Annotated in this window: 14 protein-coding genes; all 14 read left to right on the forward strand. The window is 65.5% G+C overall.

All coding sequences use genetic code 11. From position 1 onward, the window contains the following. The first annotated feature begins 7 nt into the window (after positions 1-7). The 14 genes from ACT9TC_RS14645 to ACT9TC_RS14710 all read left to right on the forward strand — a co-directional run bounded on the left by ACT9TC_RS14645 (position 8) and on the right by ACT9TC_RS14710 (position 12,292). Entirely contained in the window at positions 8-685 is a 678-nt protein-coding gene (locus ACT9TC_RS14645; protein ID WP_458041187.1) for an L-threonylcarbamoyladenylate synthase, read from the forward strand. Next, positions 682-1,857, forward strand: coding sequence for an MraY family glycosyltransferase (locus ACT9TC_RS14650; RefSeq protein ID WP_458041188.1), 1,176 nt, complete (start codon positions 682-684; stop codon positions 1,855-1,857). The genes ACT9TC_RS14645 and ACT9TC_RS14650 overlap by 4 nt, the downstream gene beginning before the upstream one ends. Beyond that, positions 1,854-2,405, forward strand: a complete 552-nt coding sequence (locus ACT9TC_RS14655; RefSeq protein WP_458041189.1) for a hypothetical protein — start codon at positions 1,854-1,856, stop codon at positions 2,403-2,405. Before ACT9TC_RS14650 ends, ACT9TC_RS14655 begins: the two co-directional genes overlap by 4 nt. A gap of 229 nt (positions 2,406-2,634) precedes the next feature. Then, a complete protein-coding gene (atpB, locus tag ACT9TC_RS14660) occupies positions 2,635-3,444 on the forward strand; it encodes a F0F1 ATP synthase subunit A (protein WP_458041190.1) in 810 nt (269 codons plus the stop codon). Between the two features lie 43 nt (positions 3,445-3,487). Next, positions 3,488-3,724 carry an ATP synthase F0 subunit C gene (gene atpE, locus ACT9TC_RS14665; RefSeq protein WP_165138922.1) on the forward strand — a complete coding sequence of 79 codons (237 nt, stop codon included), beginning with the start codon at positions 3,488-3,490 and terminating at the stop codon, positions 3,722-3,724. Between the two features lie 28 nt (positions 3,725-3,752). Then, the gene (locus tag ACT9TC_RS14670; protein ID WP_458041191.1) at positions 3,753-4,322 is read left to right on the forward strand and encodes a F0F1 ATP synthase subunit B; all 570 of its coding nucleotides are present in this window, start codon (positions 3,753-3,755) and stop codon (positions 4,320-4,322) included. Then, a complete protein-coding gene (locus ACT9TC_RS14675; protein WP_458041192.1) occupies positions 4,322-5,113 on the forward strand; it encodes a F0F1 ATP synthase subunit delta in 792 nt (263 codons plus the stop codon). Before ACT9TC_RS14670 ends, ACT9TC_RS14675 begins: the two co-directional genes overlap by 1 nt. A gap of 79 nt (positions 5,114-5,192) precedes the next feature. Beyond that, positions 5,193-6,833 carry a F0F1 ATP synthase subunit alpha gene (gene atpA, locus ACT9TC_RS14680; protein ID WP_458041193.1) on the forward strand — a complete coding sequence of 547 codons (1,641 nt, stop codon included), beginning with the start codon at positions 5,193-5,195 and terminating at the stop codon, positions 6,831-6,833. 20 nt (positions 6,834-6,853) lie between these two features. Further along, positions 6,854-7,762 carry a F0F1 ATP synthase subunit gamma gene (locus tag ACT9TC_RS14685; RefSeq protein WP_458041194.1) on the forward strand — a complete coding sequence of 303 codons (909 nt, stop codon included), beginning with the start codon at positions 6,854-6,856 and terminating at the stop codon, positions 7,760-7,762. A gap of 24 nt (positions 7,763-7,786) precedes the next feature. Then, positions 7,787-9,241: a F0F1 ATP synthase subunit beta gene (gene atpD, locus ACT9TC_RS14690; protein ID WP_458041195.1), complete on the forward strand. Its 1,455-nt coding sequence runs from the start codon at positions 7,787-7,789 to the stop codon at positions 9,239-9,241. Positions 9,242-9,243: 2 nt separating this feature from the next. Further along, positions 9,244-9,504: a F0F1 ATP synthase subunit epsilon gene (locus tag ACT9TC_RS14695; RefSeq protein WP_458041196.1), complete on the forward strand. Its 261-nt coding sequence runs from the start codon at positions 9,244-9,246 to the stop codon at positions 9,502-9,504. Between the two features lie 91 nt (positions 9,505-9,595). Beyond that, entirely contained in the window at positions 9,596-10,363 is a 768-nt protein-coding gene (locus ACT9TC_RS14700) for a YaaA family protein (RefSeq protein ID WP_458041197.1), read from the forward strand. A 101-nt stretch (positions 10,364-10,464) separates the two neighbouring features. Next, positions 10,465-11,112 carry a DUF5684 domain-containing protein gene (locus tag ACT9TC_RS14705; RefSeq protein WP_458041198.1) on the forward strand — a complete coding sequence of 216 codons (648 nt, stop codon included), beginning with the start codon at positions 10,465-10,467 and terminating at the stop codon, positions 11,110-11,112. Positions 11,113-11,398: 286 nt separating this feature from the next. Further along, entirely contained in the window at positions 11,399-12,292 is an 894-nt protein-coding gene (locus tag ACT9TC_RS14710; RefSeq protein ID WP_458041199.1) for a PP2C family protein-serine/threonine phosphatase, read from the forward strand. Positions 12,293-12,321: the final 29 nt, after the last annotated feature.

Consider the following 12,321-nt stretch of genomic DNA (forward strand, 5'->3'; position numbering starts at 1 on the left):
GCGGGACATGTCCGACATTTTCGACTGCCGCGACGAGGCGCAGCTCCTCGCGGGCCTGCGGCACGCACGACGTTCGATCGCGCGTGGCGAACTCGTGGTGCTGCCGACCGACACCGTATACGGCGTAGCGGCGGATGCCTTCAGCCCAGCCGCCGTGGCGGCCCTGCTCGCAGCCAAGGGACGCGGTCGCCAGTCGCCTCCGCCCGTGCTCGTTTCGGGCGCGTCCATGCTTGCCGCTCTCGTCAGCGAGGTCCCCGAGCCGATCGAACAGCTGATCGAGGAGCTCTGGCCCGGGGGGCTGACCATCGTGCTACCCAGCCAGCCGTCGCTCGCGTGGGACCTCGGCGAGACGCACGGCACGGTCGCCGTGCGGATGCCCGACAACCGCGTCACCCTCGACCTCATCCAGGACGCCGGGCCTCTCGCGGTTTCAAGCGCCAACCTCACCGGCCGCCCGGCCGCGACCTCCGTCCTCGAGGCCGAGCGGATGCTGCGCTCGAGCGTCAAGGTCTATCTCGACGATGGGCCCTCGAGCACAGGTGTGTCCTCGACCATCATCGACGCGACGGCCGTGGTCCGACGGGAGGAGGATGCGCGGGTGCACGTTCTTCGCGAGGGCGCCATCTCGATTGAACGGTTGCGCGAGCTGCTGGGCGACGTGCTCGAACCGGATGCTGCCGCGTGAAGCAGTACATCTTCACGATTCTCTTCACGGCGTTCCTGACGTTCGTCCTGTCGTGGGCGGTGTGGCAGCTCAGCATGCGCTTCAAGCTCTACCCCGGCATCCGGGAGCGCGATGTCCACAAGACCCCGACACCTCGGCTCGGCGGGGTCGCGATGTTCTTCGGCATCTTCGCGGCGTTCGTCGTATCCCGCGCCAACGACTTCTTCAATCCGTTCTGGTTCGTCCCGCAGCAGATCTACGGCATCCTCGGCGCGATGCTGCTGATCGTCATCGTCGGCGTCCTCGATGACCTGTGGGACCTCGACTGGCTCATCAAGCTCGGCGCGCAGTTTCTCGCGGCGGGCCTGATCGCGGGTGTCGGGGGACTGCAGATCTATTCGCTGCCGATCGGTGGGTTGACGGTCGGGTCGAGCTGGGTGAGTTTCACCCTGACCGTTTTCTCGATCGTCATCGTGATGAATGCGGTCAACTTCATCGATGGACTGGATGGCCTCGTCGCGGGTGTGTGCCTGATCGCGAACGGAGTGTTCTTCGTCTACTCCTATCTCTTGCTGCGCGAGTTCGCGACGAACAACTTTTCGCTCGCCACCTTCATCGCCGCCGTGCTCGTGGGCGCGTGCCTCGGCTTCCTGCCCCTGAACTGGAGCCCAGCGAAGCTCTTCATGGGCGACTCGGGTGCTCTCCTGCTCGGTCTGCTGATGGCGACGTCCGCGATCGCGATCACGGGCGCCATTCCGCCGGGAGCTCTCGACCCCGAGGACATCGGTCGCTCGCAACTACTCGGCGCGTTCATCCCGATCGTGCTCCCGGTCGTCGTCGTGTTGCTGCCCCTGCTCGATTTCGGGATGGCTGTGCTCCGTCGTCTGCACGCGGGCAAGAGTCCCTTCTCGCCCGACCGCAAACACCTGCACCACCGCATGCTCGATATGGGGCATAGCGACCGCGATGCCGTGCTGATCTTCTACGCCTGGACGGCCGTGATCAGCTTCGCCGTCCTGCTGATGTTCATCGCCGAACGCAATCAACTTTCCTACTGGATCGGGGTCGTCTTCGCCGTGATCGGCGCCGCCGCGTGCCTGGTCCTGACATTCATGCCCTCGCGTCGGCCCCGCCGCGAGGCGGGCTCCCACGCCCCCGACGAGATTCTGACCCCCGTGGAGGAACTGCCATGACCGACCCGTCCCCGCCGTCCGCCCCGTCTTCGGGCCGCGTCGTCGCGAGCACCCCGATCCTCACCATGACTCTCCGCTGGGGCGGATTACTCACGGCCGCCCTGGCCGTTCTCGGGGCGGTCATCGGTTTCTTCGTCGCCGGGGCGGATGGCTCATGGAGCGCCCTCGCCGGCGTGCTCACCGCAGCGGTGTTCCTCGGCATCACGGCCGTCAGCATCCTGATCGCCAACCGGTGGTACGGCGACCCGCTGTTCGTCCCGATCTTCTTCGGGATCGTGCTGGGCGGATGGCTGCTCAAGTTCGTCATCTTCATCGTCGTCCTGCTCGTGCTGCGGGGGCAGGAATGGATCGTTCCGCCGGTCTTCTTCGTCGGATTGATCGCGGGAGTCGTCGCCTCCCTGGCTGTGGACGTGGTCGTCATGCTCCGGATGCGTCTGCCCTATGTGAGCGACGTGACGTTGCCGGGGGATGGGCCGGGCAATGGGCCGAGCTTCGCTGGTTCGGACGGCGCTTCGATCCCGCTCACCAAGCCCCCTGCGGATTCGTGACCTGCCCAGATCCTTGATAGGGTCTAGATGTTCCCCTGAGCCGTGCATTGAACCTAGGTTCGTGACAGACACAGTCGTGACAGACACCGGCGTAAGACGTATTTTCGGCAGTCTTTTACCGATACGAAGTCTCAAATCGATACACAGTGATGTGCACCGCAGCGGTGACTTTTGATAATTCCCGTCGCATCGATCTCGATCGGTGCCCCCGAAGCTGGAGCCAGCGCAGTTGACTCAAGCCGCGACTTTCATCGCCACCGCAAGCACCGACGATGGTGCATTCTATCCGCCGTCTATTTGGGATTTCTTCCCTGACGCGGTTCTTTTCGAAGGAACGTGGTTCGCGCTCACGCGCATCAACCTGATCCAGATCCTTGCCACCGTGGCGTTGGTAGTGATCTTCGTCATCGGGACGCGCCGAATGAAGGTCGTTCCGGGTCGCTTCCAGAGCGTTGTCGAGATGGGTCTGGACTTCGTCCGCGTCAACATCGCGCACGATCTGCTGGGGCGTAAGGACGGCGACCGGTTCCTGCCGATCCTGACAACCTTCTTCTTCCTGATCCTGTTCATGAACATCACGGGAATCATCCCGTTCCTGAATATCGCGGGAACGAGCGTCATCGCGATGCCGCTGCTGCTCGCTGTCATCGCCTATGTCATGTTCATCTACGCGGGTGTCCGCAAGAGCCCGGGCAACTTCTTCAAGAACTCTCTGATGCCCCCGGGCGTGCCGTGGCCGCTCTACATCATCATCATCCCGCTCGAGTTCCTGTCGACCTTCATCATCCGGCCGATCACGCTGACCCTCCGTCTGCTGATGAACATGATCGTCGGGCACCTCATGCTCGTGTTGTTCTTCTCGGCGACACAGTTCTTCATCTTCTCGCTCGGCGGCTTCTGGTCGCTGCTCGGCGCCGGGACGCTCGCCTTCGGCTTCGCCTTCACCCTCTTCGAAATCCTGGTGGCATTCCTCCAGGCCTACGTTTTCACCATCCTCTCCGCGGTCTACATCCAGCTCGCGGTCGCGGAAGAGCACTAATCGGGTCGGCAAACGCCGCCCCTCACCGAAAGGAAACAACCCCGTGGACGCAACTACGGTTCTCGCCCAGGTCACCGGCTCCATCGCGACCGTCGGATACGGCCTCGCCGCGATCGGCCCGGCCATCGGCGTGGGCATCGTCGTCGGCAAGACCATCGAGGGCGTTGCTCGTCAGCCCGAGCTGGCCGGCCGCCTGCAGGTCCTGATGTTCATCGGGATCGCGTTCACCGAGGCGCTTGCGTTCATCGGTATCGCGACCGGCTTCATCTTCGGCGCCTAGTCATCCGCTTACGACCTAAGGAGACAGGATGCTGAACGCTCTTGTCACTCTCGCCGCTGAAGGCGAGGGCGAGGCGCCCAGCCCGCTCATTCCGGCGATGTACGACATCGTCTGGTCTGCGGTGTGCTTCGTCGTCGTCCTGCTGGTGTTCTGGCGCGTCATCCTTCCGCGGATGACGGCGCTGCTCGACGCGCGGTCCGCCGCGATCGAGGGCAACATCGCCAAGGCCGACGAGGCTCAGAAGCAGGCTGAGGCGGCGCTCCAGGAGTACACCGCGCAGCTGGCCGACGCCCGCCGCGAGGCTGGAGACATCCGCGAGGCCGCCCGCGAGGACGGCAAGCGCATCGTCACCGAGGCGAAGGAAGCCGCGGCCGCCGAGGCCGCACGTCAGACCGCGACGGCTCACGCGCAGATCGAGGCAGAGCGCCAGGGTGCTCTCGTCTCGCTGCGCTCGGAAGTCGGAACGCTTGCGCTCGACCTCGCTGGCGGCGTCATCGGAGAGACGCTCTCCGACGACGCGAAGGCTAAGTCCGTGGTCGACCGGTTCCTGGCCGAGCTCGAGGCATCCGAAAAGGCTGCTGCGGGGAAGGCCGAGTAATGGGCAGCGCGACCACTCAGGCGCAGCGCGCGACGAACGCCGAGCTTGTCGGTGCGAAGGGTCTCGATCTCGCCGTGGCGAGTCAGCTCTTCCACTCGGCACGGGTCGTCGGTTCTTCGTCGCACCTGAGCGGTGCGCTCGCCGACCCGTCGGCTTCGACGGTGTCGCGGCGGAAGGTCGTCGAGGATGTCTTCGGTGCGACGTTTGCGCCGGTGACCGTCTCGCTGCTCGCCTTCGCGGTTGAGCAGCGGTGGTCTTCGGCCGCCGATCTGATCGCCGGTATCGAAGAACTCGCGATCCGCGTTGTGGCGATTTCCGAGGGGTCGACCGATCTCGAGGGCGAGCTGTTCTCGGTTTTGCGCATGGTTACGCAGAATCCCGAGCTCGAGCTCGCGCTGGGTAGCCGCCTCGGTGATGCCACCTCCAAGGGTGCGCTCGTCGACACGCTGCTCGCGGGCCGTGTCAGCGCGGGTACCGCCCTGGTCGTCGCGTCGATCGTTCAGCAGCCGGGGGAGCGACGCATCCGTGAGTCCCTCTCGCGCACCATGCGGATCGTTTCGGACGAGTTGAACCGCACGGTTGCAACCGTCACGACGGCCACCCCACTCTCGGACGCGCAGGCAGCGCAGCTGGTTCGCCTGCTGAGTGCCAAGTACGGCCGCGACGTGTCGCTCAACACGGTCGTCGACTCCACGGTCGTCGGGGGACTGCGCGTGCAGATCGCGGACGACGTGATCGACGCATCGGTCGCCGCGCGTCTCGCAGAACTCCGTCAGCGGTTGGCGGGCTGAACCCAGATTTCCCGCACCCCGTGCGGAACGCGGAGCGAGAGCCCCGCACCAGACAGCACTCTCAAGATAGAGGAAGACAATGGCAGAACTATCGATCAGCCCCGACGTCATCCGTGACGCGCTGAAGGACTTCGCCGCCGCGTACGAGCCCACCGGCGCGGCCGCGACCGAGGTCGGCACCGTCGTCGACGCGGCAGACGGCATCGCCCACGTGGAGGGCCTGCCCGGCGTCATGGCGAACGAGCTCGTCACGTTCGAGGACGGCACGCAGGGCCTGGCCCTGAACCTGGACGAGCACGAGATCGGTGTCGTGGTTCTCGGCGAGTTCTCGGGCATCGAGGCCGGCAACTCGGTCACCCGCACGGGCGAGGTCCTCTCGGTCGCCGTGGGCGACGGATACCTCGGCCGCGTGGTCGACCCGCTCGGCAACCCGATCGATGGTCTCGGCCCGGTCGCAACTGAGGGACGCCGTGCACTCGAACTGCAGGCGCCCGGCGTCATGCAGCGCAAGTCGGTGCACGAGCCCATGCAGACCGGCATCAAGGCGATCGACGCCATGATCCCGATCGGCCGCGGCCAGCGCCAGCTCATCATCGGCGACCGCCAGACCGGTAAGACGGCCATCGCGATCGACACGATCATCAACCAGAAGGACAACTGGGCGTCGGGCGACGAGAACAAGCAGGTTCGCTGCGTGTACGTCGCCATCGGTCAGAAGGGCTCCACGATCGCGGCCGTCAAGGGTGCGCTCGAGGACGCCGGAGCGATGGAGTACACGACCATCGTCGCCGCGCCCGCGTCCGACCCTGCCGGCTTCAAGTACCTGGCGCCCTACACCGGCTCTGCCATCGGCCAGCACTGGATGTACGGCGGCAAGCACGTCCTGATCATCTTCGACGACCTGTCGAAGCAGGCCGAGGCCTACCGTGCCGTTTCGCTGCTCCTGCGTCGTCCGCCGGGCCGCGAGGCCTACCCGGGTGACGTCTTCTACCTGCACTCCCGTCTGCTGGAGCGTTGCGCGAAGCTCTCCGACGAGCTGGGCGCCGGTTCGATGACGGGACTCCCGATCATCGAGACGAAGGCCAACGACGTCTCGGCATATATCCCGACCAACGTGATCTCGATCACGGACGGCCAGATCTTCCTGCAGTCCGATCTCTTCAACTCGAACCAGCGTCCCGCGGTCGACGTGGGTATCTCGGTTTCGCGTGTCGGTGGCGACGCGCAGGTCAAGTCGATCAAGAAGGTCTCGGGAACGCTCAAGCTCGAGCTCGCCCAGTACCGTTCGCTCGAGGCGTTCGCGATGTTCGCGAGCGACCTCGACGCAACCTCGCGTCGTCAGCTCGCTCGTGGCGCACGCCTGACCGAGCTTCTCAAACAGCCGCAGTACTCGCCGTACCCGGTCGAGGAGCAGGTCGTCTCGATCTGGGCCGGCACCAAGGGCAAGCTCGACAACCTGGCGGTCGAGGACGTGCTGCGCTTCGAGGCCGAGTTGCTCGATCACCTGCGCCGCAACACCGAGATCCTGACGACGCTCCGCACGACCAACGTTCTCGACGACGACACCGCCGCCGAGCTCGAGAAGCAGGTCGACGCGTTCACCCTGGAGTTCCAGGGCGGCAAGGGTCAGAGCCTGTCCGCTCCCGGACGCGAAGAGGTCGAGGCCGCTGAGGCCGAAGACGTCAACCAGGAGCAGATCGTCAAGGGCCGCCGGGGCTAGGGAGACGCGACAGCGACACCATGGGCGCACAACTACGGGTCTACAAGCAGAAGATCTCTTCTGCCCAGACGACCAAAAAGATCACGAAGGCGATGGAGCTCATCGCGGCTTCGCGCATCCAGAAGGCGATGGCACGCGTCAAAGCGTCCTCACCTTTTGCGCGCGCCGTGACGCGGGCCGTCTCGGCGGTCGCGACCCACTCCAACGTCGAACACCCGCTCACGACGGAACGCCCGGTCATCCGCCGGTCGGCCGTGGTCATCTTCACCTCGGACCGCGGGCTGGCGGGAGCGTTCAACTCCCAGATCCTGCGCGAAGGGCTGGAGTTGTCGGCTCTCCTGCGTTCGCAGGGCAAGGAAGTCACGTACTTCCTGGTCGGGCGCAAGGCGGTCGGTTACTTCCAGTTCCGGAAGCTCGCGAGTGCCGCGCAGTGGATCGGCGACACCGACACCCCGCAGTTCACGACGGCGGAGAAGATCAGCGCGGAGCTACTCGACTGCTACCGTCGCGGCGGAGACACGGATGGCGATGCGGCTGGTGTTGACGAGATCCACCTCGTCTACAACCGCTTCGTCAGCATGATGGTGCAGTCGGCCGAGACGGTCCGCCTGCTCCCGCTCGAGGTCGTCGAATCGGATGCCTCGGAGTCGAGCGCGGTGTACCCGCTCTATGAGTTCGAACCGGACCCCGAGACGGTGCTGGACGCGCTCCTGCCCGTGTACATCCAGAGCCGCGTCTTCAACGCCCTCCTGCAGTCGTCCGCGGCAAAGCACGCCGCCACGCAGAAGGCGATGAAGTCCGCCAGCGACAACGCCGACAAGCTCATCACGACGTACACGCGCCTGCGCAACAACGCGCGTCAGGCTGAGATCACGCAGCAGATCGCCGAGATCGTCGGCGGCGCCGACGCCCTCTCCTCGAGCAAATAAGCCCACACGAAAGAGAAGAAGACCATGACCCCCACCGCCACCGCCGAAACGACGGAGACCGCGGTCGTCGGGCGCGTAGCGCGCGTCAACGGTCCCGTCGTCGACATCGAGTTCCCGCACGACGCGATCCCCGACATCTACAACGCGCTCAAGACGACCGTGACGATCGGCGAAGAGTCGACCGAACTCACGCTCGAGGTCGCCCAGCACCTGGGTGACGACCTCGTCCGCGCGATCGCTCTGAAGCCCACCGACGGACTCGTCCGCGGTCAGGAAGTGCGCAACACCGGCGGCCCCATCACGGTGCCCGTCGGCGATGTCACCAAGGGCAAGGTCTTCAACGTCATCGGCGAGGTGCTCAACGCGCAGCCGGGCGAGAAGATCGAGATCACCGAGCGCTGGGGCATCCACCGCAAGGCTCCGAACTTCGACCAGCTCGAGTCGAAGACTCAGATGTTCGAGACCGGCATCAAGGTCATCGACCTCCTCACGCCCTATGTTCTCGGTGGAAAGATCGGTCTGTTCGGTGGTGCCGGTGTCGGCAAGACCGTCCTCATCCAGGAGATGATCCAGCGCGTCGCGCAGGACCACGGTGGTGTGTCGGTGTTCGCCGGTGTCGGCGAGCGCACCCGTGAAGGCAACGACCTCATCCATGAGATGGAAGAAGCCGGCGTCTTCGACAAGACGGCGCTCGTCTTCGGCCAGATGGATGAGCCGCCGGGAACGCGTCTGCGTGTCGCCCTGTCGGCGCTGACGATGGCGGAGTACTTCCGTGACGTGCAGAAGCAGGACGTTCTGCTCTTCATCGACAACATCTTCCGCTTCACGCAGGCCGGTTCCGAGGTCTCGACGCTGCTCGGCCGTATGCCGTCCGCGGTGGGTTACCAGCCGAACCTCGCGGACGAGATGGGTGTGCTCCAGGAGCGCATCACCTCGACGCGTGGTCACTCGATCACGTCGCTCCAGGCCATCTACGTTCCCGCCGACGATTACACCGACCCGGCGCCCGCGACGACCTTCGCGCACCTCGACGCCACGACCGAGCTCTCGCGTGAGATCGCGTCGAAGGGCCTGTACCCGGCCGTCGACCCGCTGACGTCGACGAGCCGCATCCTGGACCCGCGCTACATCGGTGCCGACCACTACCGTGTCGCGACGAACGTGAAGCAGATCCTGCAGAAGAACAAAGAACTGCAGGAGATCATCGCGATCCTCGGTGTTGACGAGCTCTCGGAAGAGGACAAGGTCGTCGTGTCGCGTGCACGCCGCATCCAGCAGTTCCTCTCGCAGAACACCTACATGGCGAAGAAGTTCACCGGTGTCGAGGGCTCGACGGTTCCGATCAAGGAGACCATCGAGTCGTTCGACGCGATCGTCAAGGGCGACTTCGACCACGTGGCCGAGCAGGCCTTCTTCAACGTCGGTGGTATCGGCGACGTCGAAGAGCGCTGGGCGCAGATCCAGAAGGAAAACGGCTGAGCATGCCCGTCAACGTGAGCCTGGTCTCCGCGGACGCGGAGGTGTGGGCGGGTGAGGCGACGCTCGTCATCGCCAAGACGGTCGAGGGCGAGATCGGTCTGATGACCGGTCACGAGCCGATCTTGGCGATCTTGGCAGAGGGCCAGGTCCGGATCACGCAGCCGGACGGATCGAAGATCCTCGCGAACGCCCAGGACGGCTTCCTCTCGATGGAGAACGACGTGCTCACCATTGTGGCGGGCAACGCCGCGCTCGTCAGCTAAGTCGCACGTATCGAAGGCGAGGGGCCCGCAGGGGCTCCTCGCCTTCGTTCGTTCCAGCCCGCTATCCGTCTTCCCGCGTCTCGGAGTCGTCATGCTGATTCTGCTTCCCCCGTCCGAGACGAAGCGGCTCGGGGGCACGCACGCACCGCTCGATCTGGAACGGCTGGCGCTGCCGACGCTCACGCCGCAACGGCGGGGCGCGGTGAACGCGCTCGTCGAGCTTTCCGGCGATGCCGTCGCGGCAGCGCGTGTACTGGGGCTGAGTTCCCGTCAGCTGGGCGAGATCGAGGTCAACGCCGCGCTGCGCACCTCGCCCACGATGGCTGCCATAGATCGCTACACCGGGGTGCTGTACGACGCTCTCGCGGCAGACTCGCTCGAGCCGGCGGCGCGCCGGTGGCTCGGCTCGCACGCGATGATCCACAGTGCGCCTTTCGGTCCGGTGGGTGCGCTCGACCGCATCCCCGCGTACCGCTTGGGTGCGGGGGCGTCGATTCCATCGCTCGGGCCGCTGCGTCGGCACTGGGCGTCAGCGGTCACCGCGGCGCTCGAGGTATCCGGTGCGTCCTTCGTCCTGGACCTGCGGTCCGAGGCGTATGTCGCGCTCGGACCGGTGCCGTCGACGATCGCGTCCATCTATCTGCGGGTGGTCACGGCGTCCGAGGGCGGTGCCGTGCGCGCCCTGAACCACTTCAACAAGCACGCCAAGGGTGCGCTCACGCGGCTGCTCGCGACCGGCCGGCCGCGCATTCGCAGCGTCGCCGGGTTCGCGCGCTGGGCGAACTCCGCGGGTGTGGACGTGCGTCCGCGGGAGGGTGGCACGTGGGAGCTCGTCGAGGGAAAAGTGGGAATTACCTGAGATTCTCCTGCATGTTTACTCGGGATCTCGCTAGCATGTGACACGCGGGCCCGATGGGTCTGCGAACCGCGGCCTCCGGGCCCCGAGAGATGGATAACACTATGCCTTTGAGCATCAGCTACGACGACGGGTCCGGTGCAGCGGCGTTCGCCTTCCTGCTCTTCCTCCTGCCCCTGTTCCTTTTGATCGCCCTCGCCGGATATATCATCGGCGCCATCTTCTTCATGAAGATCTTCGAGAAGGCGGGCGTCCAGGGCAAGTGGCGGGCCTGGGTCCCGATCTACAACACCCTCATCTTCGTCAAGCTCGGCGACCTCAACCCCTGGTGGCTGCTGGTCCTGTGGCTCGCCGGAGGAGTGTTGGGCTGGGTTCCCGTCCTGGGTCAGCTCATCCTGCTCGCAGCTTTCCTGTACACGCTCATGGCAGCTTGGCGTGTGGGACTGAAGCTTCAGAAGGAAGCCGTCTGGCTCATCCTCTACTTCTTCCTCACGATCGTGTGGCTGGGCATCCTGGCATTCGATAAGTCTCGCTGGAACACCGCAATTCCGGCAGCTCCGTGGGCGGGCAACTTCCTCGCGGACAAGACGGTCTGGAGTGGTATCCCTGTCCAGACGCCTGCGGGTGGATTCCCGTCGAACGCGGCGACACAACCCGGTGCCTACCCGCCGGCGGCAGGCTCGTACCCGCCGCCCGCAGCGCCCCCGGTCCCGCCGGCCGCGCCTGAGGACCCGAACGCGCCCCGGCCGTAATCACGATCGTCGAAACCCCCGCGCGTTTTTGGCGGGGGTTTCGTCGTGTCTGCGATCCAGTCCCGATCACCACCGTCCGCGAGTCAGTTCGCGAACGAAACCCGTTCGCCCAGAGCGAACACGGAGTCGTCCCGTTAGCATCCCCGCTCGGAGCAACGGTCACGCCCACCGAGCGAAATGGGCAGGTCGGGAGCGGTCTACTAGGATGTGTAAGCCGCGCCGCGCCGCGCGCGGTCGGTCGTGATCTCGGCGCACCGAGTCGCTGGCCCATCGGAGGGATGACCGCGTGCCCGAATTCGACGCGATCGCAGATCGCCGCACCGTGACGCTCAAGGGCGGTGGCGAACTCTCGCTCTCGTGGGCGGCTGTCACGCATCGGGGAATGCGTCGCGAGCTCAATCAGGACGCGGTGCTGGCGGACTATCCGCTTTTCATCGTCGCGGACGGGATGGGCGGGCACCTCGGCGGCGAGATCGCGAGCGCGAGCGCTGTCGATCGTCTGGGCGATCTGGTGCGGGATGGTCGGATCAACCCGAAATCGATCGAGAAGGCACTCTCGCGGGCGGTCAAGGACATCATCGCCCACCCGGAGGCGACCGATGATGGCACCGGAACGACGGTTACCGGGATTTTCCTCGAGACCACCGGCACCGAACCGACGTGGGTCACTCTCAATATCGGCGACTCCCGCGTCTACTTGCTGCGCGATGGCACGCTCGCCCAAGTCACGACCGACCACTCCGTCGTGCAGGAGCTGATCGCCTCCGGCCGGCTCAGTCCCGAAGAGGCCGAGAACCACCCGTACGGGAACGTGATCACCCGTGCGGTCGGGCCGAGCGAAAGCGTGCACCCCGACTACATCCGGCTCGATGTGCTGGACGGCGATCGCTTCGTCATCTGCTCGGACGGTTTGACGAAAGAACTCACGGACTTCGGCATCCGTCATTTCCTGCTCGAGAACGAAGACCCGCAGATCGCGATCGAGCAAATGATGCAGGCCTGCCTCGACAACGGGGGCCGCGACAACATCTCGATCGTCGTGGTCGACGTACACCGGCCGGGGACACGGCCACTCGACCTCACCGACGACGACACCGATACGGCAGAACGCGGATCCGCGCGCCGCCCGCAGGCCCCTGTCTCGGGCGACTCCTCCCCAGAGGCCGATTCCGGCTCCTGATCCCGAACTCGGGGGATCCCGCGGGGCTC

The organism is Microbacterium sp. HM-570 (assembly GCF_054165885.1).